We start from the raw sequence: 23,919 nt of genomic DNA, 5'->3' as shown, positions 1-23,919 counted from the left end.
ATACACAGGAAGTATTACCGACATATCGGCCAACATCGGCGGCGTAAACCAAAACCTATACGCCTACTTTGGCAACTTGGCCACTACCTATAATACGCAGGCGGCAGCGCTAAGAGCACAGGCCGAAACCGTAACAGACGCCACACTCAAGGCCAAATTGCTGGCCGGAGCGGCGCAAGCAGAAGGTGGAGCGCAGATGCTCACCGCAAAACAAACGCAGGTGAAAGACAAACACCTGGAGTGCGAACAAAGAGGATGGGGTGTGACACCCATTATCGGACTCGATTTTAAAGCTGGACGTTGGAACGTTGGCACAAGATTGGAGCTTAACACGCACCTCAATATTGAGAACGATACGAAGGTGGACGACACCGGACTATTTCAACACGGTGTGAATACACCCAGCGACCTGCCTGGTTTGTGGACACTTGGCGCACAATATTCCATTTTGCCCAATCTTCGCGCGATGGCTTCGTACCACTTGTACTTCGACAAGAGCGCGAGAATGGCAAACAACAAGCAAGACCTCCTTGGCGGGAACACGCAAGAATTCTTAGCTGGAATGGAATGGGACATTACACCCAACATCACCGTTAGCGCTGGTGGACAACGCACAAAATATAATTTAGGCGATGGAGCTTATCTCACAGATATGAGTTTCGTAACCAGTAGCTACTCTATTGGCTTCGGTGCTCAAGTGAAATTGGCCAAGAATATGAGGCTAAACGTGGCCTACTTCTGGACCAACTACGAGAAATTTGATAAGACCTACCAACAAACAGTGGTAACTAATGCCAACCCATTGGCCACAGTAACATTAGATAATACAGATCGATTTACTCGTACCAACAAAGTGTTGGGTGTGGGGCTTGACATCGATTTCTGATGAACAATACTTTATCTAACTCTCTAATTCTCTGCCCATATCTTCATCCGCGAGGACAAAACGGTATGGGCCTTTTTTATGCCCTTATGTTTAGACACAATCATTGATAACTTGTTATTGACCAAAGAATAAATCTTTACAACGCAATGCTAAGATAGTTAATTTTATAAAATGCAGTAGCACGCAGGCAATTGCGCCAAAATACAATCTTGAACTGTACAAAAGGCTAGTGTTTGCGCACGTTCACACGCGTATCAGCTTTAAGACTACCCGATTAGGTAGACCTAAAAAAAGTGATACATAACCCTAAAATTTTGCAAATACACGATATATTTTATTCTAAAAGCGAATTTTGTATTAGTTTTGCATCGTGCATTCAAGAAACCAATAGTATGAAATAACAATCAATTAAATGGGATGTGAGCAAACCTTCAGTGCAATAGCCAATCGCTTTAACTGATGGGATGCCCTAAACTTATGTATAACAAAACTCGCTAATCGTAAAATCAACAACATTGCTTTGTGGGCTTTGCGTCGCCGAACGAGAACTTAAGAACGTTACTTGTGCGGTAGTAGTCCTAATGTGGTGTAATATTCCTTGCAGATTATCATTTTAACAATAAACAAATGGAGAGAGAACAACTAAAAAAATTGCCTTATGCATTGCCTCAATGCGTAACGGTTGAAATGGTCAATGAAAAGTTTTTATGCCTTTCAATTAGAGGTGACTACCCAAACAGCACCATTCCCGACGACTATCAGGCTAAACCTGAACACACGGTCGGTAAAATTACATTTGGCTCAGGCCCTACCACACCAACAAAATCAAATTTATTTTTTGAGGAAGAAGACTAAAAAGATTAATTGAAAGAAAACATTACAATGACAAAATACATTTTTAAGGCCCTGGCCTGCGCTTTTATTTTTGCGTCCTTGGCTGCATGCTCTAGCGATATTGCTGGCAATAACGATGCTAATGAATTGAAAACTGAAGCCACAAGTTTGAAAAACGGCTTTATTTTTAATGTAGAACTGGCCGACTATAACAGCACTCCCACTACAAGAAACGGCGTTAACGTAGTTCCTGCAGTACAAACCACGAAGGTTAGACTAAGCAATGGCTTGGTTGCTAAGCTTACACTCACACCTGATTCTTCTGCTCAGAGTGCTGCGGCTGCAACACGTTATGTGCCCGACGATACTTATACGATGGAAGCTTTTGGCGGTTCGAGCCACAAATTCAAAGGTTCTATCTCTGGACGAATTGTGAACAACCAGTTTATTCCTGACAATGGAAAAGAGGATATTATCCTTCCCCACGGACAATATCACTTCTTGCTCTATAATAACAAGGTGGTTAAACAAGATAGTATTCACAAAATTGCAATCGAAAATGCCGACGGTGCACTCTTTGCTTTTGCAACACCCGACCTAAAAATTACACCCAACCGCCAAAAACTTATCTTCCATCTTAAGCGCAAAGGCGTGAGAGTGAAGATGAAACTTTCGGGAGCTGCCGCTTATTCGGGCGCTACGGCCAAACTAAGAAATGCTAACAACGTGGGACTTCCCGATAGCATCAAACATATTCTTACTGGCGATAAGTGGTCTACCGCCTCAAGAAAGCCTTATTCTAAGGACCTAACATTTGGTAATGTGAGCAGAGATGCCAAGACCAATAAGTATGTTTCTTATGCAACAGAATATGCTTACTTCCTTTATACCACCAATGCTCAAGACCTCATGATTGTATTTACTGGCGGTACTTACAACGGTCAAAGCATGATTGGCGCTGCATTGCCTTTCAACAACTTGGAGTTTGATGTGAACGGAAGCTATATTCTAAACGTAGAACTAGAATAATAAGCGTGAACCTGCTGACAACTGTCTTGCAAAGCATTGAAAGATGCGCGCAATTGTTGCGGGGGCGACACAAATAATATATAAAACGAGACTTGCCTAAGGGGGGAGTCTCGTTTTTTTTGTGCCTATCAGCTGCGTTGCATCCATTTAGCATGGCGCTCGTTTTAGATAAATCAACACTTGCAACGCACCTTCAATGATCCAACCGCATACCATATTCGTAGCTCCAAATATTGCACAAGAGCCCCAAAACGTGCGGTAAATCTGTTAATTTGTTGAAAACGCACTTAAAGCAGAACAAGAAATGCTGAGAATAGAATGTTTTTACATATTTTTGCAGTGCGTTTGAATCAGCATTTAGCTTCAATCGAAGGTTTAAGGCGAGCATGCTTTGCACTTCGCATAAAGTGATAATGCTGGTTTTAATTACTAAATACAAATAGAATTGTCAATGGAAGAGTCAATAAAATCAATTGGGCAGCGCCTTAAAGGTCTGCGCGAGGTGCTAAACATACCTGCTGAAGAGATTGCCGACCTGTGCGAAATATCTCTCGAACATTATCTCAAGATGGAAGATGGCACAGCCGATCCCTCGGTTTATCGCCTAGCCAAAATCTCAAAACGCTATGGTATAGACCTCGATGTGCTACTTTTTGGCGAAGAACCGCGCATGAGTGCCTACTATCTCACACGCAAAGGTAGCGGGCTAAGTGTTGAACGTGGCAACGATTATCAATATCAGAGTTTGGCCAGTGGCTTTCGCGGGCGCAAAATGGAACCATTCCTCGCCCAAGTAGACCCATTGCCAGAGGGAAAGACCTATCGCAAGAACACCCATAATGGGCAAGAGTTCGACTATATCGTTGAAGGTTCGATGGAACTAACGCTTGGTGAGAAGGTGATGGTACTCAAAGAGGGCGACAGTGTTTACTTCGATGCAACCAAACCGCATCGCATGCAAGCCCTAGGGGGTAAGCCTGTGAAGTTTTTATGTGTTATAATATAGGAGAAAAACACCAATGGTAGAAAGATTTTTAAAGCAAACAACATTTACGTCAACAGAAGATTATAACAGAAATCTCGAGTTTCTTATTCCTGATAACTTTAATTTTGCCTACGATGTGATGGATGCGTGGGCAGTAGAAGCACCCGAAAAGACTGCGCTTATATGGGCTAGTGATGAAGGAGGAGAACGTATTTTCTCGTTTGCCGACCTAAAGCGGGAAAGCGATTGCGCTGCTTCTTATTTCCAAGAGTTGGGTATTGGTCATGGCGACATGGTGATGCTCATCCTTAAACGTAAGTACGAATGGTGGATTGCCATGCTGGCACTTTGCAAACTGGGTGCTGTTGCCATCCCTGCAACACACATGCTCACCGCCCACGACATTGTTTATCGCAACAATAGTGCTAGTGTTAAAGCCATTGTTTGTGTGGGCGAAGAATATGTACTCAACCAAGTGCAAGGCGCAATGGCCGACAGTCCTACGGTAGAAACACTTGTTAGCATCGGTCCTGACGTGCCACAGGGTTTTCATTCGTGGCAAACAGGAGTGGAAAAGGCAGCTCCCTTTGTGCGTCCAGCTGATGTAAACACCAACGACGACACCATGTTGATGTATTTTACCAGTGGAACGAGTGGCGAACCCAAGATGGTGGCACACGATTTTCTTTATCCCCTTGGACATATTCCCACGGGCGTGTTTTGGCATAACCTAGGAACCGAGAGCATACATCTCACGGTGGCCGACACGGGATGGGGTAAAGCTGTGTGGGGTAAGCTGTATGGACAGTGGATAGCTGGGGCTGCTGTGTTTGTGTTCGACCACGAAAAATTCTCGGCCGACAAGATTTTGCGCATGATAGAGAAATATCGCATCACCTCGTTTTGCGCTCCACCCACAGTATATCGGTTCCTTATTCACGAAGATTTTAAAGATTACGACCTCAGTTCGCTTACTTATTGCACCACAGCTGGCGAGGCTTTAAACGCTGCTGTGTATAAGAAGTTCTACGAACGCACGGGAATTAAACTGATGGAAGGTTTCGGACAAACCGAAACTTGCATGACACTGGGTACTATGCCATGGATGGAACCCAAGCCTGGCTCTATGGGTAAGCCCAATGCGCAATACGAAATAGACCTTGTTAGACCTGATGGCACATCGTGCGAAGATGGCGAAAAGGGACAGATTGTGGTGCGTGTGGGTAACAAAAAGCCGCTTGGACTCTTCAAAGAATATTACCGTGATGCCGAACTAACGCATAAAGTTTACCACGATGGCGTGTATTACACAGGCGATATTGCTTGGCGCGACGAGGATGGATATTACTGGTTTGTGGGCAGAGCCGATGATGTGATTAAGAGTAGTGGTTATCGTATCGGACCGTTTGAAGTGGAAAGTGCACTCATGACCCACCCTGCTGTGGTGGAATGTGCTATTACAGGCGTGCCAGATGATATTCGCGGTATGGTGGTTAAGGCCACTGTGGTGTTGCGCGGTGAATGGAAAAGCAAGGCCGGAGACGAACTTAAAAAAGAGTTGCAAGAGCATGTGAAGCACGAAACTGCACCCTATAAGTACCCCCGCATTGTGGAATTTGTGGACGAACTGCCTAAAACCATCAGCGGAAAGATTAGGCGCGTGGAGATTAGGCAGAAGGATAATGCCAAATAGCAATCGTGCTTTGCGGCTCTATTCAATGGCCCTGGCGAAATGCTAGTGGCTTGTTGCACGCTGCTTGGTTGTTGCTACGAGGGCGAAAACACCCCTCGCGCGCGTATATATATAAGGAGAACGCGACTGGTGCATGGTGCGCCACTCGCGTTCTCTTGCTTTTTTCGAGCTTGTTGTTGATTGATGACAGCTGCCCTAAGCGTAGCATACTTTATTTGTGCCGCGTTGGGACAAGGCTTGTTGCTGTCGATAATGGCAGTTTGGGTTAAAGTTTGTTCCTGTCTAATATTGTAATGCGCTTTCCTTCAACGCGAATGGCGCCAGCTTCCTGCAATTCGGACATGGTTCTGAGTAGCGAAAACTTTTGTATGCCAAAGCTCTCGGCAATCTCTTGGCGCGACTTGTTTAGCTGAACCACATTAGAACCCTGCTTGCCTGCAGCCTCTTTAAGGAAGTAACCCACCTTTTCGCGCACGGTAAACAAACTTAGCACGCGCATTTTCTTGGTGAGAAACACGTCGATGTTAGACAAGATAGTGATGAAGTTGCGGCGCAACACAGGGTTGATGTCGATAAGTTCCACGAAATCGGGCTTCGATATACGCAGCACAGTCGTCTCTTTCTCGGTCTCAACACTAACAGGCATCAAATTGTCTTTAGCAAAGATGAAGGCAGGGGCCACCAAATCGCCACCCACGAGACGACTAACCTCAACCGATTTACCCGAAAGACTCACCATCCTAGCCACCATTTCGCCCTCCACAATGAGGTCTACATGGCGGTAAGGCATGCCGGCAAGAATGTAAATGTCTTTCTTGTCGAACTTTACTAGCTTATATTTAGCGCCCTCCACGATATCTATGAGATGCTGTTCGCTTATGTTATTAAAGAGCGGACAACGTGTCAGGGCATTTATTATTTTCTTTTCCATTGGTTACAAATGTAATCAAAATTATTCGTATGGCATGCATTTTTGGTCACAAATGTTATCCGTAAAAATATTGGTACGGCTTTTGTTCGTTGCTTAGTGTAGCAAAAAGGACACAAGTTTGTATAAAGTGGGCCGAACACATGGCAATAGCTCACATCACTTACACACGCACACACCCCCGTAAGGCTACCAATATCAACATCAATACTAAATAAACAAACAGATATGGATAAGAAAATTGAAAAAGGAACCGTGATTGTAACCAACGAAGTGATTGATTATGCCGAAGGAGGCGTTGTAAGTAAAGAGTTTGTAAGAACCAATACCGGCACGCTAACCCTCTTTGCTTTCGACGAAGGCCAAGGACTTAGCGAACATTCAGCCCCCTTTGATGCCACTGTTCAGGTGATAGATGGCGAAGCCGAGATAAAAATAGACGGCGTAGCACACACTGTTAAAGCCGGCGAAATGATTATTATGCCTGCCAATCACCCCCACGCGCTGTTTGCACATAAACGTTTTAAAATGCTGCTCACTATGATTAGGGGATAAAATACCTACAAATAACAGATATAAATTAATTCTTTATCTAGGGCGGACGGGAACGTGAGTTTCCGTCTGCCTTTGTTTTAAACACAATAGAGCAAGTTATATGTAGACATTTTGTAGGATTATGGAGAAAGAATCTAAGTAAAAACAACTAGAATTGGTGAAAAATAAAATGAGAAGAGAGCGTGATTTAACAACGATTAACGATGACGCGATGCAAGAAATTTGTCAAATCGCGTTTATAAAGAAAACAATGATAATCCAAAACTGTAAAAATAGCATATAATGAAAACAAAAACGATGTTCAAAACCATGCTCGCAAGTATGTTTTGCATGGTGGCTCTGCTGCTCGTGGCCTGTGATGGCGACTCAAATAAGCCTGTGCTCAATAAGCTAAGCTTCGATAAAACCCGCGTAGACCTCAATCTTGGCCGAACAACAACGCTTACCGTGAAAAACGGAACAGCACCTTACACGGCAAAACTCTCGGGACAAGGCGACCAACTAGTGGCCGATGTGCGAGTAGAAGGCAACCTTATCACCCTTACAGGCATGTTTCTGGGCGAAGCAACGATGGCTGTAACCGATAAAGACGGCAATACTGGCGTGGTGAGCGTAGTGGTTAAGAACATCGAAGGCTCATTGAAACTGGATAAAACAACACTTAATATTGAGGTTGGAAAGTCGGAAACGGTATCCGTACAAAACGGAGTAGAGCCCTTTAAAGTCATCTCTAACAACAATAAGGTGGTGGAAACCAATGTCAAGGGCAGCCAAATAACCTTCACAGGGCACAAGGCGGGCACCACAACCGTTGAAGTGCAAGATGCCAAAAGCAATGTAGGCGTGGTTACTGTAACCGTGAGATAAAGGGTAAGTGATGGTTCTAAACCCCACTAGTGAAGCATTACACAAGACCAAAGGTTTAGAATTAAAACACTAATTATATATTCTGACATCTGTATTTGTAAGATTAAGCCCCCGATTTGTGAAAGTCGGGGGCCGTTGTAAAACCGCAATAACAAAGGCATTTGCCACAAGTACAAAGTGAATACATACAGATGCGTTACTGCTGGTTAACATTCTTTTTGATAAAAATCGAGCAACATCATGCAAGATATCCTATTATTGCAGTTTAAATAGCAAACATCAACCAATATAGGCGGATTATGAAACATAGACATTCGTGGTTGGCGCTTGCAAGCATCATCGTTACTCTGCTTGCGTTTGCGGCCTGCCAAGACAATAATGAAGAAGGAAAGCTAGCCTATCCCACGGCTTTGGTGACAGTGAAACCCGGCACTGGTACAACTCCTTTCATCCTTCAGCTGAACGATTCCACTTCGCTCATGCCCTACAACATGCGCACTTCGCCCTTCGGTGATAAAGAAGTGCGAGCCTTGGTTAACTATGATGTGATGTATTCGGTAGGACAAAGGTCGGGCGGGGCACCCGTTAAGGATGCCACCTTCGTAACAATCAACTGGATAGACAGCATCCGAACCAAATGGATGGCACCCAATCTGGGCGACAGAAACGTAAAACTCTACGGCGACGACCCCCTAGAAGTGGTAGACGACTGGGTGAGTATTGCTGAAGATGGTTATCTCACACTGCGCTTTAGAACAAGGTGGAACGGTAAAGTGCGGCATGTACTCAACCTCGTGGCTACATCCGACAACGATAATATATATAAGGTGCGCTTGTATCACGATGCCAAAGGCGACCTATATGGGCAAACGGGCGACGGACTTATCGCTTTCCGCCTAGACAATTTGCCCTATACTGGCGAGAAATACGTTTGGCTAACGCTGGAATGGAACTCGTATTCGGGAAAGAAAACGGCACGATTTAAATATTCAACACGCGAAAATAGCGTGATAACACCCACCAAACTGGCCACCTTTGCTGCGCCAGTACAGATAACAAATGTAGATTAAGGCGTGCGTTTTTTCATCGGCGATAAAGAAAAGAAACTCGTTAATAGGCTACATGACGGAGATAAAACCGCCATGCAAGACTTTTACACCCTTTATGCCGACTATATTGCGAGCGTTGGAGCACGCTATATAGATAACGACGACGACCTAAAAGACCTCATGCAAGACTGCATGGTGAAGATGATTACCAGCATCGGACAGTTCGACTACCGAGGTCCTGGCTCGCTTCAAGCATGGGTGACGCGCATCATGGTTAATGTGTCGCTCTCGTTCTTAAAGCAAAAACGAACAGAAGCCTTTGTGGCGCTCGACACAGACCTGCCTGATGAACCCGATAATGGTTATCCTCCGTTAGACGAAATTCCGCCCGACGTGATACACCAAATGGTGAGAGAACTACCAACGGGCTACCGAACGGTGTTCAACCTCTTTGTATTCGAAGATAAAAGCCACCAAGAAATTGCCCAATTACTGGGAATTAAGAGAGACAGTTCGGCCTCGCAACTGCATCGAGCAAAGAATATGCTGGCCAAAAAGATAGAACAATATAACAAAAACAACGCGACACGATGAACGAAGAATGGAGAAAACAATTGCAAAAGAAGCTTGACGGACACCGCCAGGCTGCTCCACAGTTGTCGTGGGACGAAGTGGAGAGCAAGCTGGCACTTGCTTCTGGCAAAACCCAAACGCCCTTTTGGGGGCAACGCATCATGGCCGCTGCTGCCATGGTGGCATTGATTGGCGGTGCTGGTGTGGCCTATCTGTTGCTCAATAATAAGCATAACGCTGCACAAGTGGCCAATATCGAACGCCAAAATGCACCCCAACAATTGGCTACACAGCGCTCGGCCAATAACCAAATGGTTGGCGATAACAACACGCAATCACAACAACAACTGCCCCACAACAATCTAGTGGCGGGCAGATACATTACAAACAGTAACGCAAACTACCCTAATCCTAACTCAAGGCAAGCTCAAGGAGATGACTTGTATGCTGCGAACAACAGCGCAAACAACAGTGCGCAAGTGGTTAGTAGCCCGCAAAACAACATCCCAACTACTGCTGCCAATCAAGATTATACATCCAATAACACCTCCAAGAACAGTACTGACAATTACCCGCGACGGGCAAACACCACGGAAACACATCCCAAACGTACCGACGCCTCGCAAGATGCGCTCATCACTAATAGACCAAAAGGCCAGAAGGGTGGTGGCGCATGGACGGCAACGGCTTATGTTTCGGGTGGAACAGTGACAGCAAACAACACCGAACTGCAACGACCGGCTTTGGCCATGGCACGTGCTTACGGCAATACTGTCGATGAAGAAATTCGTAAAGGCGACTATGTGCAGCTGCAAGATGCATTGCCAGCAGTGGAAACAAACACTCGCCATTACCAACCATTTAGGGTTGGGGCTGCTGCTCGTTACGAATTAAACCACCGTTGGAGCATTGACGCTGGATTAGCCTATACGCGTCACCGCTCGGATATAACGAGAAGGACGGGCACTATCGTGAACGAAACGCAACAAACGCTGCATTATCTGGGCGTGCCACTCAACATCCACTACCGCATTGTGGGCACAAAACGCTTCAATGTTTATGCTTCGGCTGGTGTGATGGGCGAAAAACTGCTGACGGGTAAACGCACTACGGATGTTAACTACAACGGCGTGCCCGATGGAACTCAAACCGAAAGCGTGAAAGAAAAACCAGTTCAGGTGTCGGTGAATGCCGCAATAGGGGCCGAATACAAATTTAGTGGTCGCCTAAGTATCTTTGCCGAACCGGGTATAGGCTACTATTTCGGCAATGGCAGCGACCTAAACTCCATCTATAAGGAGCGTCCCACCAACTTTAATCTCAATGTTGGCTTGCGGTTTGGCATTAACAAATAGGGGCGGTTCTAGTCTTTTCTTCGTTAGATGATGGGTTTTACTTGTGCAAGTCTTGCTTATGGCTTAAAACAACATTGGCTATGACGTATCCTAAGCATAAGAAAGACCGGCCAGGCAAAAGCGAAACCACCGTGAAGGCCTATACATCGCATAGCGATTGAAACTTTATGGATGGCTTTAACAACTTGTTATTGGCAAAAATAATACATAGCTTGAAGGCAAACTAAGATTGTAGCGCCTGCACTGTGCCCCCAACAATAGGGTTGAAGCACATTTGTGTGCAGGATTTTTAGAGCTGTTGGTCTGCGAGTAGGCGCAAAACGCCCCATAACGACAAGAATACAGCAAACGTTCAGGACTTAAAGACAGACGAGGTGGAGACCAATGTCGGGCTAAACCATGCTTGATGAAGCCACGTTTTGCCCATACGGCCAACTGCAATGCGCGAAAACCTCGCAGCATGCAGCCCACCGGCACTGTCAACAATCACGCTGCGCACTGGCATTGGTGCGTAAAGGCAATAAATCAAGCTGTTTGTTTAATGGAAATAATCTCCCCATGAGGCATAAGCTTCTTGCACTTTATTGCTGCACTGGCCTTGTTGTGCGTCCTTTTTTGTACCTTATCAAGGGGTAACACCTAGTTAAAGGGCTGTGCAACATGGCTATTCTCTAGACAACTATTTGCTGCAACGAGCGCAAAACAAGTTTTTGCAACACATTGCAGACCTCATGTATAACATAAAAGCGTGTGAAGATGAAAACATTGTATAAAATGAGCCTATCGATGTTGCTGCTTCTGCTAGGCGTTTGCCTAACCTCTTGCCACGACACCGAAGCAAGTCTGATGAATAAGGGGCGAGATAGCCGTCTTATTGGTGCCTGGCTACTTGTTGAAACGCCTGGGCGCGAGGTGCTCTCTGGCGATAAAGCCATTGTCTTTGAAGTCAATGGTGCGTGTTATGGCTTTCACTATAAGGGCGTAAAGCGCGTATTCTACACCGAAAACAACAATCGTCTCTTTGTGTTTGTTTATGGCGACGATAACCATCAGTCTAGTTTAATCCGTAGTTTTTATTATCTCTTATCGGCCGACAAGCTTTATCTTTGGTCGTCGGAAGAGGATATGTTGAAACGTAATTACAATGCTTCGCAGACTTATTACAAGCCAGCCGACTTAATATTGAACTCGTAATAAGCCGTCCCCCCGATAACATTCCTCCCGATTTAAGCACTTTTTCGTAAACTCCTTTGCTCAAATCGGCATCTTTCTCTTCTTATTCTTTTGTTCTAGCAAGTGCCATATCTTAAAGAATAAGACACACATCACTTTCAACCATACACAATATCTGTACAGAAACTAACAACGATTTTTGGCGCTTAATGCGTACTTACAAGTTGTTAGGCAACCAATGCGCGTTGAAAGGTGCTTTGCATAATGTAAATTTTTGACCGCTCCTCACTATCAACGGAATTCCCATTGTCGATTGGTGCGAACTGAAATGGAAGCAGCTTATCAACCGTAACCGCTCGCAACGGCTATAATTGCTATTTTCTTTCACCGACAAGAAGAAAAACAAGAAAAGACGCTCACTTCTCCTCGCAAAGGGCTATCTTTGCAAGTGAAATAGTGAGCGTTCTTTGGCTATTCAAGACAATGTGCCTCAATGCACTTCACTCATTTCTAAATCGTTACCTATTCACCTTTCGCTAAATGGTAATACTCTGCTCCTCAATAAGATAGTCTGTAAACGAAAAAATCGAGTCCGCTATTTGTTGTGAAGTTACGCAACTATCTTCACTCTTACAAGCGGATGCAGGGGTGACGCATTAGAGATTATCCTTAATTGATTCTCCAATAGGTGTAATTACTCATAGTTCTACTCTAAACGTAGAATAATGACATTGGTATAGGCATTTCGCATATTTTAGTCAATTGCCTGATTCCGATATACACTCCAACAGGATTTAATTGGAAAGTTGTTATTTGTTCATTTTTGAAAACATCAAATGCAAATTGCCATCGAGCATCCTTCTGAATATGATAGTAACGAACCTCATCTTCTGTAAAAGGATTTGCTTTATTTTTTAAGTCTTCAAACAAGGGGATTAACTGGTCTTTATTTGCTTGATTGAATGCTTCTGTTACAGTCTTGGTATTTGTGACATTAAAAGACATATATTGTCCTTCAATAGAAAACAACCCCATTATATATGGTAAATCAGTCTGATGAGAAGCAATCATTAGTTGTGGATACTTCTGAAAAATATCATTTAATTCATTCAATGAAATATTATATCTAAAAAATAAATCATAATTAGAAAGTAGATATTTTTCAAGTGGCTCTACAACGTGAAATGCCGATATTCCATAGCCACATCCGACTTGCTTTAGGTGGGCTATATCCAATGAACTTATATTTTTTAATCTTTCCACTAACGGAGCCAACTTCAATAACAAATCATCATATTGTTTTTTGTCGTATGGGAATATCAGTTTACTAAAAACCATTATTGCCAATAATGAAACTGTATTGGAAGATAGTTTGGGTATTATATTTCTAGCCTCATCTATTATAGATTGCTCTGTTGTTCTTTCTTGTACTCTCAAACGTTCTATTAGTAAATCTATAAGATTTTCGCCTAATTCTTCATTACCAGATGCGATGTGATTTTTAAATGTCTCATTTAATGCCATCTGAATTGCAGGCTCTTTGAAACGATGTAATAAATCTTCCTTTAATGAAGTTATCCGGTCTATTGTTTTTTCCGATATGTCCGATAATCTTTTCTCGGCCTCGACCCTTGCATCCTGAGTATAAACAGCCAACTCTGCTTTTACTACATATTTGCAGATTTCCATAGCAGTTTCAGCTGTAATACCATTAAAGTTAATGTCACCTTTTGCTTGTACTATGGTGGATTGATTAACACTCTCTATTTTCTGATCATTTCCGAAATTCATTGTTATTGCCGTTTACCTGATTTATAGTGCTATTATGAACATCTTTAATTGTCTGCTTGTTACTTTTTCCTCCTTTTTTAATCAAGTAAAAAATACCACTAATAACACCTCCAACAATAGCAACAAGAAGAGGAGTTATCCATACTGAGTTGTCTTTCAAAAAATCCATAACTACCATTATTACTTTACAAATTAAAAATGCAAGTAGTGTGCCAGAATTAAAGAGGTGACATTTTGGCAAGAATTCTATTCTATAAAACTATTGTAGATTGGGACAAAGTGGCTTTTCCAGCTTCTACCAGCTTTTGAATATCCGTCTGATGATCCGAAAAATGGATTTTTCTGACGACAGAATGGCGGAGATGTATCGCACGGAAACTCCCCAGGGAGGCACGACAAAAAGCCTATTCGGGATTATACAAGAGAGAGTTTACGGAAGAGGACAGCGAAATCCGTATTATCAAAGACGAGAAGAAGCGATCGCTTTTGACCATCAACGGACTCCCCATTGCTGATGGGTGCGAGCAGAAATGGAAACAGCTTATCAACCGTAAACGCTTACATCGGCTGTAAAACCGAAAATCCTCTTTCTCTTTTCATCGTTGAATTTCAGCCCCGACAATACTTTTCAAGAAGAAAATCACGAAAAAAACGCTCACTTTACCTCGCAAATATGTATCTTTGCAAGCAGTAAAGTGAGCGTTCTTTGGCTATTCAAAACAATGTACCTCAAAGCACTCCGCTCATTTCTAAATCGTTACCTATTCATCTATCCTAAAATGGTAACACTCTATTATCCAACGAGATAGTTCGATAACGAAAAATCAAGATGGCACGATTAACATTCGAAGAAAGAAATAAAAATAACTATACCAAGTATAGCGACGTATCTATTAACACAATCAATAAATATAAAGGCCTACTTCCAGACGAACTGTTAAGCGTCTGGCAAACTATGGGCTATGGTGTTTATGAAGATGGATTTATACAGTTTGTCAATCCAGACGAGTACGAATTTGTATTCGATTACATTGATAAATTGTTAGAACCTTCTATTGTATTTGGTGTTACGGCATTAGGAGATTTGTTAATTTGGGAAGGAAATACTAATTGTACGATTGCGTCCGACGAGGGCAATAGAGTTTTGTTGGTCAATGTAAGAAAGTGCACAAGCGAAATTTTAGGCGATATGGATTTTCTTTTAAACTACACTTTAGGCGATGAAACGGCTATTACAGCCAAAGACTACTTTGATGCACTACCTTATGTAAAAGTTAAGGGCAGGTTGCCTGCTTTACAATATGGCCAGTGTTATGGTTATGTTCCAGCCTTGGCCTTGGGAGGCAAGGCATCTAGTAAAAATCTGCAAGTGGTAGATGTAAAGACTTATATAGACCTCATAGCACAAGCCGTTGGTAAAATAATAGATTTAGCAGATTAAAAAGAGTATGGCTATCTGGTAATCTGTGGCTCAATGCGCCACATGTTGCGCTTCTGCAACTTATTACTGGCTACCCAATCAATGATTTGTTCTTTAGGCCATTCAACCCGCAACCTTGCTTATGCTACGAACGTACTGGCCCGTTGTCTGCCATTTATGTAATCTCTGCTTTTTCTTTCTCAAACAAAGTGTTGATATTTATCAAGAGAGTATTCTCAAGTTAAACAATTAAGTTTTATCTTTGCAGCATCAGTAGGTCTGCTTGTAAAAGTTTAAGGCTGTTGTTGTTTGGGATATAGCTCGAAATGATGAGAAAAAGCAGTGCATCTTTTGCAACAACACATCCGAGAACATAGATAAAGTAGGTGGCAGGCATCGTATTCATCAAAGAAACAATAAAATAACAAACCATAATGAACAAAATTCGGTATTATTTAATGGGCCTACTCCTTGCATGTTTTGCAGAGGTTCAGGCTCAATCTTTCGTTACAGTAGAGAACGGAAAGCTTTATCGCGATGGCAAACCCTACACGTTTATTGGGGCTAATTATTGGTATGGCGCCATTCTTGGTTCGAAAGGGAGGGGCGGAGACAGAAAAAGACTGAACCGCGAACTAGACGAATTGAAACGTTTGGGTATAACCAATTTGCGTATTCTTGTGGGAAGCGATGGCGAAGAAGGCATTAAATGGAAGGTGTCGCCTGTGCTCCAACCTGCGCCTAGCATGTATAACGATGCCATACTTGATGGGCTCGACTATCTCATGATGCAGCTTCAACGCCGCGGAATGGTGGCTGTGCTCTATCTAAATAATTCTTGGGAGTGGAGTGGTGGTTATGGCTTTTATCTCGAACACGCTGGTGCAGGCAAGGCGTTGCAGCCTAACGAGGTGGGATATTCGGCCTACATCAAGTACGCTTCGCAGTTCTCTACCAACAAGCAGGCGCAAGAACTCTTCTTCAATCACCTTCGTTTTATTCTTAAGCGCACCAATCGCTACACCAAGAAACGCTATGTTGACGACCCCGCCATCATGTCATGGCAAATTTGTAACGAGCCACGTGCCTTTGATAAGGCCGTGTTGCCACAATTTGAGGAATGGTTGGGCAAAGCTGCGGCGATGATGAAGAGCATTGATAAGCAACATTTGGTGAGCATTGGTTCGGAAGGCGCGTTTGGTTGTGAGGTCGATTACGACTCGTGGCAACGCATCTGCGCCAACCCAAATGTGGATTATTGCAACATACATATTTGGCCTTACAATTGGCGTTGGGTCCAAAAAGACTCGCTATCGCAAAACTTGCAACGCGCCAAAGACAATACCAAGGAGTATATCGACCGCCATTTGGCCATCTGCGCCAAGATAAACAAACCGCTAGTGATGGAAGAATTTGGTTTCCCGCGCGATGGTTTCGCCTTTTCTAAGCAGTCTACTACCACTGCTCGCGATGCTTATTATGGTTATGTGTTCTCGCTTTTGGCAGACGATGCTGCCAAAGGAGGCTACTTTGCAGGCTGCAACTTCTGGGGCTGGGGCGGACAAGCGTTGCCCAAACACGAACAATGGGAACCTGGCGACGACTATACGGGCGACCCAGCACAAGAGGCACAGGGACTTAACTCGGTGTTCTCGACCGACACTTCTACCGTGAATGTGATTAAAGCTGGTATAGCCAAACTGCCCAAATACTGATAAACGATGAAACGATGATTGGCCTAGCCCAGACAGAACCCATATTTTTAGATCTTTCGGCAAAGAAAAAACGGGCAATGGATAATGTTGCACTTGACGGGTTAGCCCTAGCGCGCATGCTTCTTGCTGGTATTTCGGCTTTAAACAAAAGGTTGGTAGGGCTGTTATCTAAGTGGGGCAAATCATAATGTTTCTTTCAATAGCGAATGATATGAAAAAAATAATCCTAGCAATGGCCATAGCAATGCTCGCTTTGGGTGCAAATGCAAAGCAAAAGGTGCAGAATACACCTGCACAACAACTCATCGAACGCCTCAAAACGCTGCAAAAACGTGGCGTGATGTTCGGACATCAAGATGCCCTTTTCTACGGAACTACCTGGAAATGGGAATATGGACGCAGCGATGTTAACGATGTTTGCGGCGATTATCCAGCCGTTTTGGGATGCGAATTGGGCGGACTTGAATTGGGTAACGATAAAAATCTGGATGGTGTTGCCTTTGATAAGATGCGCCAACAGATTATCGCCCACCATCAAAAAGGGGGTATCATAACCATTAGTTGGCACACTTACAATCCTGTAACGGGTAAAGATGCCTGGAACACTGATGGCGATGCCGTCACTGCAGTGTTGCCAGGCGGTAAGGAAGTGGCCAAAATGCAACTTTGGCACGCACGTTTGGCCCAATTTTTGGGCTCGCTTAAAGATGAACGGGGACGTGCCGTACCCGTTATATTTCGTCCGTGGCACGAGATGAGTGGCGCTTGGTTTTGGTGGGGAAACAAGCAATGCACGCCCGAACAATACAAAGCGCTGTTCTGTCTCACGTTTAATGCCATGGCCGATGCTGGCCTAACAAATCTGGTGTGGAGCTATTCGCCCAATGTGAAAGCCAACGACACACCCGAACACTACTTTAGTTATTACCCTGGTGACGCCTTTGTGGATGTGCTGGGCGTGGATGTGTATCAGTTTAAAGGTAGTGAGGTGTTTATCGAGCAATGTCAAAATGAGATGCGCATTATGGCAACCTACGCCAAAAAACATAAAAAACTGTACGCCTTAACCGAAGCAGGCTATCGCAACACGCCCGATGCCCAATGGTATAGCTCTACTTTGCTGCCTGCCATCAAGGGATTTGCCCCTAGTTACGTGCTGCTTTGGCGCAACGCATGGGACCAGGCTGAAGAAAACTTTGGTCCCGCACCCGAAAAATCTTGTGCCAACGATTTCAGGAAGATACACAAGGAGGGCGCTTTCCTTTTTCGTAGTCAGCTGCAATGCGCACCAACAAAAGGTTGTTGGATGGTTTCGAAAAAAGGTAAGAAATAAGTTTCTGAGTTTATAAGTTTTTAAGTTTATAAGTTTTTAAGTTTCTGAGTTTTTAAGTTTCTAAGTTTTTAAGTTTTTAAGTTTCTAAGTTTATAAGTTTGAAGGCTTATTCTACGTTTAAAGGAGATAAAGAGAATGAAGAAATGGCAAGCCTACAAATACCTCAAACTCATTAACTCATGAACACCCCAAACTCATTAACTCCCCCTAACTCATCAACTCATTAACTCCCCAACTCATCAACTCCCCCTAACTCATCAACTCATTAACTCCCCAACTCATGAACTCATTAACTCCCCAACTCATTAACTCCCCAACTCATCAACTCACAAATATGTCAACATTCAATTCAAAACTCAATGCACTTCGTCAACGTCACGAGGCATTGCTCACCATGCCAAACCCAATGTTAGAACATGGCAACGGCATTTACGACCGTTATGCCAACCCTATACTCACCGCCGAACACACCCCTTTGGAGTGGCGTTACGACATGGACGAACGCTCTAACCCCCATTTGATGCAACGCATCATGATGAATGCCACGTTTAATGCGGGCGCAATGAAGTGGGGCGACAAGTATCTGTTGGTGGTTAGGGTTGAAGGAGCCGACCGCAAAAGTTTCTTCGCCGTGGCCGAAAGTCCTAATGGCGTAGACAATTTTCGCTTTTGGGACGAACCAATAACCATGCCCGACACCGAAGACCCCGCAACAAATATCTACGATATGCGCCTTACCCAGCACGAGGATGGCTACATCTATGGCGTGTTTTGTGCCGAACGGCACGACGATAGCATGCCCGCCGACCTCTCGGCTGCCACGGCCACGGCTGCAATAGCTCGCACGCGCGACCTCAAGACGTGGGAACGACTGCCCGACCTTAAAGCACGAAGCCAACAACGCAACGTTGTTCTTCACCCAGAGTTCGTAGATGGCAAGTATGCTTTCTACACCCGTCCGCAAGATGGCTTTATCGATACGGGCTCAGGGGGTGGTATTGGCTGGGCGTTGGTAGACGATATAACCTGTGCCGAGGTGCACGAAGAAACCATTATCAACCCTCGCCACTATCACACCATCATGGAAATGAAGAACGGCGAAGGCCCACATCCCATCAAAACACCACAAGGCTGGCTGCATTTGGCACATGGCGTGAGGGGTTGTGCCAGTGGATTGCGCTATGTTCTGTATATGTACATGACCGCACTTGACGCCCCCACGCGCTTGATTGCTCAGCCTGGCGGCTACCTTTTAGTGCCACAAGGTGGCGAATATGTGGGCGACGTGATGAATGTGACCTTCTCTAACGGGTGGATTGCCGACGAAGATGGGCGCGTGTTTATCTATTACGCCTCGTCGGACACACGCATGCACGTAGCCACGTCGACCATCGAACGCCTCGTTGACTATTGTTTGAACACCCCTGAAGATGGATTAACCACCGCAGCCAGCGTTGAAACTATCAAAAAACTGATTGCCAAAAACCGCGCATTATGAAGATTGGGCTTAGCGAAAAGATAGGTTACGGACTGGGCGATATGTCGTCGTCGATGTTTTGGAAACTCTTCGGAGCCTATCTCATGATATTCTATACCGACGTGTTCGGCATCTCGGCCGCCATTGTTGGCACCATGTTTGCCATCACTCGCGTATGGGATTCGTTCTTCGACCCCATTGTAGGGGCAGTGGCCGACCGCACTTCGTCGCGCTGGGGGCGTTTTCGTCCGTACCTGCTCTATCTGGCCGTACCTTTCGGACTTATCGGTGGGCTAACATTCCTTACCCCACCCTTGGGCGAAACGGGGAAAATCGTCTACGCATTCGTTACCTACGGCCTAATGATGATGGTGTATTCGGCCATCAATGTGCCCTATGCCTCTCTGCTAGGCGTGATGAGTCCCGACCCTGCACACCGCAACACGCTGGCCACTTACCGCATGACCTTCGCCTATCTTGGCTCGTTTGTGTGCTTGTTGCTCTTTATGCCCTTGGTAAACGCCTTTGGCGGTGACGATGCTAACGGCCCCATGCGTGGCTGGCTCTCTGCTCCGCAGTTTGGTTGGCTTATGGCCGTGGTGGTTATTGCCGTAGTGTGCGTGGTGCTTTTCTTGGGTTGTTTCGCCCTCACAAAAGAGCGTGTGCAACCCGTAAAACAAGAAAAGAACTCGCTCAAGACCGACCTTCGCGACCTGCTGCACAATCGCCCGTGGTGGATTTTGCTGGGCGCAGGTGTGGCATCGCTTGTGTTCAACTCCATTCGCGACGGTGCAACGGTTTACTATTTTAAATATTACGTAGACGAAACCGCCGTGGGCAACATCTCCTTCCTTGGTCTGCCCTTTGTGCTTAGCGGTCTTTATCTTGCCGTTGGGCAAGCCGCCAACATCGTAGGTGTGATACTTGCCGCCCCAATAAGCAACCGCATGGGTAAGCGGCGCACCTTTATGGCGGCTATGGCCGTGGCAACAGTGCTTAGCATTGGTTTCTTTTGGCTCGACAAAGGTGAGCTGGCACTCATCTTTATCTTGCAAGCGCTTATCAGTGTTTGCGCAGGTAGCATCTTTCCTTTGCTGTGGAGCATGTACGCCGACTGTGCCGATTACAGCGAATTGAAGACAGGCAATCGCGCAACAGGGCTAATCTTCTCGTCGTCTTCAATGAGTCAGAAGTTCGGTTGGGCCTTCGGTACGGCCGTAACTGGTTGGATGCTCGCCCAATTTGGTTTCCAAGCCAACGCCGTTCAGTCGGCCGAAACCATTCAAGGCATCAAGATGTTTCTCTCGATATTGCCCGCCGCAGGAGCGTTACTCTCGTTGGCGTTCATCTATTTTTATCCCCTTTCTGAAACGAAAATGAAAGAAATAACCGCCGAACTAGAAGAAAAAAGGAAATGACGTTGGAGACTTTGAAAAACGAATTGCAGGCCGAACTCACCCAAAACATCTTGCCTTTTTGGCTTAATAAGATGGTAGACCATCGTTATGGCGGTTTTCTAGGGCGCATAGATGGCCACGGCAACCCCGTACCCGATACCGAAAAAGGGGCGGTTCTCAATGCGCGCATACTGTGGGCCTTTGCCGCTGCCTATCGCGTTTTGGGTAAACCCGAATATTTGGAGGCTGCAACTAGGGCCAAAAATTATTTCGTGGCCCACTTTATCGACCCGCAAGAGGGTGGCATTTTTTGGAGTTTGGATGCCCAAGGGTGTCCGCTCGACACCAAAAAGCAAACCTACGCCCTCGGTTTTGCCATTTACGGATTGAGCGAATACGCGCGAGCCACGGGCGATGAGGTGGCCTTGCAGCAGGCCAAAGACCTCTATGCCGACATAGAACGGCACGCCTTCGACAACAAGAACAATGGTTATGTTGAGGCCCTCACGCGCAACTGGCAGTCCATTGCCGACATGCGACTGAGCGATAAGGACGAGAACGGGTCGCGAACGATGAACACGCACCTGCACATTCTCGAACCATACACCAATCTTTACCGCGTGTGGCGCACGCCCCAGTTGGCCGAACGCATCGCCAACCTTATCGATATATTTCTAACGCGCCTACTAAATCCGCAAACAAATCACCTCGATCTCTTCTTCGACGACCGCTGGCAGGGGCGTCGCAACATACAAAGCTTTGGCCACGACATCGAGGCTGTGTGGCTATTACACGAGGCTGCGTTGGAATTGAACGACCCCAATGTGCTACAAAGGGTTGAGCATGCCATCAAAGCCATTGCCAAAGCGGCCGACGAGGGTTTGCAAGCGGATGGTTCGATGGTGTACGAACGATGGACCGACACGGGTAAAGTAGACACCCAACGCCAGTGGTGGGTGATGTGCGAGTGTGTTATTGGCCATATCGACCTGTATCAACACTTCGGCGACACCGCAGCTCTCGGCATCGCGTGCCACTGTTGGCAATACACGCGCAAGCATATTGTAGACCACGAACAAGGCGAATGGTTCTGGGGATGCGACGAAAACGCACGTCCAAACCTTGTAGACGATAAGGCCGGCTTTTGGAAATGCCCCTATCATAATGCGAGGATGTGTTTGGAAGTGATGGAAAGGGGGAGTACAGGAGTAAGGAGTAAGTAGTAAAGGAGTATGTAGTAGGTAGTATGTAGTAGGTAGTAAGTAGTACGCCAGTTCGGGATAAGGTTTTGCTTAGAATAGTTCCAATTGCCTACTTTTTTCAATGCGCACGGGCAGTGCCTCGGGCTTATTCTCGAAGAAACAGTATGCAGCTAATGCCGCACAAAGATTCATGAGGAAGTTATGTACTACGCGCCATATACGTTTGTGTGGGCATTTCGGAGATAACAAACATCTCTCAATTTAAAGAACCCTTAAAAGTCAAGACTACTTCTTTATTAATTTATGCCCACAGCGTGTACAACTTGCCTAGTTTTTTCCTACTTTTGCATTGTTGGTCGATGCCTTTATACGGTAAAGTCCTTGATAATACAAAACCAATAGGATATGGAAATTAACATTAAAGAGATGTTGGCACAACTTGCCACCACCACACAAAAGGCTGAAATAGAAAACGTGCTGCAACAAACCACAGCCCAACTGTTACACCATTATAAAATACGCGCGCGCGAGGTGGAACTCTATCCCATCGAACTAGAAAGTTATTTCTATCGCGCAGGCGTGTTCGAAGACCCATACGTGCACACCAACGAACTGCAAGCTAACCATTTTGGCGAGCTGTATGTGCACCGCCGAGGCAAAGAAGCCAGCTCGCCTTACAAGATGGACAATCGCGTTTGCATGGGCATATCGCTCTCTGTAAACGCAAACTATTATTATTCGGCCCTTATTCGCAGCGCGGTGTTTGCCGACGGCAGCATGGTTTTCGGTCCAAACAATGTGCTGATGCACTTCATGCGTGTCGTAAACGCATCGGCCAACCTCCTTGATGCCCACTTCTTCGACACGCATCACGCAGGCACATTCGTGCTTGCACCCCTCTTTCATTGTGTTGAAGGTCAACAGGTGCTGTTTGAAGTAGATGCCGCTAGCGACCCGCGCGACAAGTCGTACTTGATGTACGGTAGCCGAATAGGGCTTGGCGATACCGACCCGCACTACCAACAACTGCCCTTACGGGCCGCCATAGGCAAGCTTTCCACACCCTTCGCCTTCAAAGAGAAAACCCAACTGCTGAACAACTATTTGGCTGAACGCAAACTAAGGGGCGATGCTGCAAAACTACTGGCGAAAGAAATGCGCCAAGAGTGTGCATCGGCAGGTGTTTAACAAGGAGGAAAACCAACAGCACACAAAGCACTTCGTAGATGCCGTTTGCCCACATCTGGCTTTCTCCGCCTAGGCGCGGAGGCACAGTAACGGCCACAATAATTAGCGCACACCACCAAAAAGCACCGCGCACCTTGCGCTTACGAAACACGCGCGAAAGCAGCAAACCCGCAGGGAAGGCAAACATAACGCGGAGCAATCCGCCCCAAAAACCATAGTTGCCGAAGGTGCACCCTGCACCTAGATTGCCATACTCGTTGGTTATGGCATAGCCAAACAGCGCGCCACCTGTGGCGAATACCAGCATGGCGCGCCAACGCGTAGACAACTTGCGAATGGTCAACACATAGAGTAGGTTGGCTATATACTCGAAAAACAATGAACATGAAGGCAGTCAGCTCGAAGAACACGCGGGGCATGAGTTCCACGAAACGCGTGTAGGACACGGCCTTAGGGAAGTAGCTTGCCA

20 protein-coding genes and 2 pseudogenes are annotated in these 23,919 nt (G+C 45.5%); 18 read left to right on the top strand and 4 right to left on the bottom strand.

Going from position 1 to position 23,919, the window contains the following annotated elements; all coding sequences use genetic code 11:
* The 5 genes and pseudogenes from QME03_RS08900 to QME03_RS08880 all read left to right on the top strand — a co-directional run.
* Positions 1-886: pseudogene (locus QME03_RS08900) on the top strand (hypothetical protein); the annotation flags it as partial.
* Positions 887-1,513: 627 nt separating this feature from the next.
* Entirely contained in the window at positions 1,514-1,741 is a 228-nt protein-coding gene (locus tag QME03_RS08895; protein ID WP_273263658.1) for a hypothetical protein, read from the top strand.
* A 27-nt stretch (positions 1,742-1,768) separates the two neighbouring features.
* On the top strand, positions 1,769-2,749 hold the full coding sequence (locus QME03_RS08890; protein WP_281724143.1) for a DUF7850 domain-containing protein: 981 nt from the start codon (positions 1,769-1,771) through the stop codon (positions 2,747-2,749).
* 451 nt (positions 2,750-3,200) lie between these two features.
* Positions 3,201-3,755 carry a helix-turn-helix domain-containing protein gene (locus tag QME03_RS08885; protein WP_110370235.1) on the top strand — a complete coding sequence of 185 codons (555 nt, stop codon included), beginning with the start codon at positions 3,201-3,203 and terminating at the stop codon, positions 3,753-3,755.
* Positions 3,756-3,768: 13 nt separating this feature from the next.
* Positions 3,769-5,427: an AMP-binding protein gene (locus QME03_RS08880; protein ID WP_281724142.1), complete on the top strand. Its 1,659-nt coding sequence runs from the start codon at positions 3,769-3,771 to the stop codon at positions 5,425-5,427.
* Between the two features lie 265 nt (positions 5,428-5,692).
* Here QME03_RS08880 and QME03_RS08875 read toward each other — a convergent pair whose 3' ends face one another.
* Positions 5,693-6,358 (bottom strand): Crp/Fnr family transcriptional regulator, encoded by a 666-nt coding sequence (locus QME03_RS08875; protein ID WP_025816351.1) that lies wholly within the window; start codon positions 6,356-6,358, stop codon positions 5,693-5,695.
* A gap of 225 nt (positions 6,359-6,583) precedes the next feature.
* On the opposite strand from QME03_RS08875, the gene QME03_RS08870 reads away from it, so the two are divergent.
* The 6 genes from QME03_RS08870 to QME03_RS08845 all read left to right on the top strand — a co-directional run bounded on the left by QME03_RS08870 (position 6,584) and on the right by QME03_RS08845 (position 11,948).
* Positions 6,584-6,910, top strand: coding sequence for a cupin domain-containing protein (locus tag QME03_RS08870; protein WP_025816353.1), 327 nt, complete (start codon positions 6,584-6,586; stop codon positions 6,908-6,910).
* Positions 6,911-7,192: 282 nt separating this feature from the next.
* Entirely contained in the window at positions 7,193-7,777 is a 585-nt protein-coding gene (locus tag QME03_RS08865) for a pilus assembly protein N-terminal domain-containing protein (protein WP_281724141.1), read from the top strand.
* 299 nt (positions 7,778-8,076) lie between these two features.
* Positions 8,077-8,847, top strand: a complete 771-nt coding sequence (locus QME03_RS08860) for a NigD1/NigD2 family lipoprotein (RefSeq protein ID WP_025816357.1) — start codon at positions 8,077-8,079, stop codon at positions 8,845-8,847.
* A 3-nt stretch (positions 8,848-8,850) separates the two neighbouring features.
* On the top strand, positions 8,851-9,420 hold the full coding sequence (locus QME03_RS08855; protein WP_025816358.1) for an RNA polymerase sigma factor: 570 nt from the start codon (positions 8,851-8,853) through the stop codon (positions 9,418-9,420).
* On the top strand, positions 9,417-10,754 hold the full coding sequence (locus QME03_RS08850) for a porin family protein (protein WP_281724140.1): 1,338 nt from the start codon (positions 9,417-9,419) through the stop codon (positions 10,752-10,754). The genes QME03_RS08855 and QME03_RS08850 overlap by 4 nt, the downstream gene beginning before the upstream one ends.
* Before the next feature lie 756 nt (positions 10,755-11,510).
* On the top strand, positions 11,511-11,948 hold the full coding sequence (locus QME03_RS08845; RefSeq protein ID WP_025816362.1) for a hypothetical protein: 438 nt from the start codon (positions 11,511-11,513) through the stop codon (positions 11,946-11,948).
* Between the two features lie 690 nt (positions 11,949-12,638).
* Here QME03_RS08845 and QME03_RS08840 read toward each other — a convergent pair.
* Positions 12,639-13,718, bottom strand: coding sequence for an LPO_1073/Vpar_1526 family protein (locus tag QME03_RS08840; RefSeq protein ID WP_273113920.1), 1,080 nt, complete (start codon positions 13,716-13,718; stop codon positions 12,639-12,641).
* Complete coding sequence (locus tag QME03_RS08835; RefSeq protein ID WP_281724139.1) at positions 13,702-13,887, bottom strand: hypothetical protein; 186 nt, start codon at positions 13,885-13,887, stop codon at positions 13,702-13,704. Before QME03_RS08835 ends, QME03_RS08840 begins: the two co-directional genes overlap by 17 nt.
* 660 nt (positions 13,888-14,547) lie before the next feature.
* Between QME03_RS08835 and QME03_RS08830 the strand changes: the two genes are divergently transcribed.
* The 6 genes from QME03_RS08830 to QME03_RS08805 all read left to right on the top strand — a co-directional run bounded on the left by QME03_RS08830 (position 14,548) and on the right by QME03_RS08805 (position 22,283).
* The gene (locus QME03_RS08830) at positions 14,548-15,159 is read left to right on the top strand and encodes a GAD-like domain-containing protein (protein ID WP_281724138.1); all 612 of its coding nucleotides are present in this window, start codon (positions 14,548-14,550) and stop codon (positions 15,157-15,159) included.
* A gap of 413 nt (positions 15,160-15,572) precedes the next feature.
* Positions 15,573-16,853 (top strand): glycoside hydrolase 5 family protein, encoded by a 1,281-nt coding sequence (locus tag QME03_RS08825; RefSeq protein WP_281724137.1) that lies wholly within the window; start codon positions 15,573-15,575, stop codon positions 16,851-16,853.
* 211 nt (positions 16,854-17,064) lie between these two features.
* Positions 17,065-18,186 carry a glycoside hydrolase family 26 protein gene (locus QME03_RS08820; protein WP_281724136.1) on the top strand — a complete coding sequence of 374 codons (1,122 nt, stop codon included), beginning with the start codon at positions 17,065-17,067 and terminating at the stop codon, positions 18,184-18,186.
* 334 nt (positions 18,187-18,520) lie between these two features.
* Positions 18,521-19,684: a glycoside hydrolase family 130 protein gene (locus QME03_RS08815; RefSeq protein WP_281724144.1), complete on the top strand. Its 1,164-nt coding sequence runs from the start codon at positions 18,521-18,523 to the stop codon at positions 19,682-19,684.
* On the top strand, positions 19,681-21,081 hold the full coding sequence (locus tag QME03_RS08810) for an MFS transporter (protein ID WP_281724135.1): 1,401 nt from the start codon (positions 19,681-19,683) through the stop codon (positions 21,079-21,081). The genes QME03_RS08815 and QME03_RS08810 overlap by 4 nt, the downstream gene beginning before the upstream one ends.
* Positions 21,082-21,083: 2 nt before the next feature.
* Complete coding sequence (locus QME03_RS08805) at positions 21,084-22,283, top strand: AGE family epimerase/isomerase (RefSeq protein ID WP_410521767.1); 1,200 nt, start codon at positions 21,084-21,086, stop codon at positions 22,281-22,283.
* Positions 22,284-22,352: 69 nt separating this feature from the next.
* Here the strand turns inward: QME03_RS08805 and QME03_RS08800 are convergent.
* A pseudogene (locus QME03_RS08800) lies at positions 22,353-22,475 on the bottom strand (IS982 family transposase); the annotation flags it as partial.
* Positions 22,476-22,667: 192 nt separating this feature from the next.
* On the opposite strand from QME03_RS08800, the gene QME03_RS08795 reads away from it, so the two are divergent.
* The gene (locus tag QME03_RS08795) at positions 22,668-23,450 is read left to right on the top strand and encodes a hypothetical protein (protein WP_281724133.1); all 783 of its coding nucleotides are present in this window, start codon (positions 22,668-22,670) and stop codon (positions 23,448-23,450) included.
* Positions 23,451-23,919 lie beyond the last annotated feature (469 nt).

Source organism: Hoylesella shahii (genome assembly GCF_937990675.1).
Lineage (GTDB): Bacteria > Bacteroidota > Bacteroidia > Bacteroidales > Bacteroidaceae > Prevotella > Prevotella shahii.
This window is presented reverse-complemented; position numbering and strand designations above follow the sequence as displayed.

Bases quoted from the DNA above. Each gene is read 5' to 3' on its own strand.
- QME03_RS08895 (WP_273263658.1), top strand. From the start codon at position 1,514: ATGGAGAGAGAACAACTAAAAAAATTGCCTTATGCATTGCCTCAATGC.
- QME03_RS08890 (WP_281724143.1), top strand. From the start codon at position 1,769: ATGACAAAATACATTTTTAAGGCCCTGGCCTGCGCTTTTATTTTTGCG.
- QME03_RS08885 (WP_110370235.1), top strand. From the start codon at position 3,201: ATGGAAGAGTCAATAAAATCAATTGGGCAGCGCCTTAAAGGTCTGCGC.
- QME03_RS08880 (WP_281724142.1), top strand. From the start codon at position 3,769: ATGGTAGAAAGATTTTTAAAGCAAACAACATTTACGTCAACAGAAGAT.
- QME03_RS08875 (WP_025816351.1), bottom strand. From the start codon at position 6,358: ATGGAAAAGAAAATAATAAATGCCCTGACACGTTGTCCGCTCTTTAAT.
- QME03_RS08870 (WP_025816353.1), top strand. From the start codon at position 6,584: ATGGATAAGAAAATTGAAAAAGGAACCGTGATTGTAACCAACGAAGTG.
- QME03_RS08865 (WP_281724141.1), top strand. From the start codon at position 7,193: ATGAAAACAAAAACGATGTTCAAAACCATGCTCGCAAGTATGTTTTGC.
- QME03_RS08860 (WP_025816357.1), top strand. From the start codon at position 8,077: ATGAAACATAGACATTCGTGGTTGGCGCTTGCAAGCATCATCGTTACT.
- QME03_RS08850 (WP_281724140.1), top strand. From the start codon at position 9,417: ATGAACGAAGAATGGAGAAAACAATTGCAAAAGAAGCTTGACGGACAC.
- QME03_RS08845 (WP_025816362.1), top strand. From the start codon at position 11,511: ATGAAAACATTGTATAAAATGAGCCTATCGATGTTGCTGCTTCTGCTA.
- QME03_RS08840 (WP_273113920.1), bottom strand. From the start codon at position 13,718: ATGAATTTCGGAAATGATCAGAAAATAGAGAGTGTTAATCAATCCACC.
- QME03_RS08835 (WP_281724139.1), bottom strand. From the start codon at position 13,887: ATGGATTTTTTGAAAGACAACTCAGTATGGATAACTCCTCTTCTTGTT.
- QME03_RS08830 (WP_281724138.1), top strand. From the start codon at position 14,548: ATGGCACGATTAACATTCGAAGAAAGAAATAAAAATAACTATACCAAG.
- QME03_RS08825 (WP_281724137.1), top strand. From the start codon at position 15,573: ATGAACAAAATTCGGTATTATTTAATGGGCCTACTCCTTGCATGTTTT.
- QME03_RS08820 (WP_281724136.1), top strand. From the start codon at position 17,065: ATGAAAAAAATAATCCTAGCAATGGCCATAGCAATGCTCGCTTTGGGT.
- QME03_RS08815 (WP_281724144.1), top strand. From the start codon at position 18,521: ATGTCAACATTCAATTCAAAACTCAATGCACTTCGTCAACGTCACGAG.
- QME03_RS08810 (WP_281724135.1), top strand. From the start codon at position 19,681: ATGAAGATTGGGCTTAGCGAAAAGATAGGTTACGGACTGGGCGATATG.
- QME03_RS08795 (WP_281724133.1), top strand. From the start codon at position 22,668: ATGGAAATTAACATTAAAGAGATGTTGGCACAACTTGCCACCACCACA.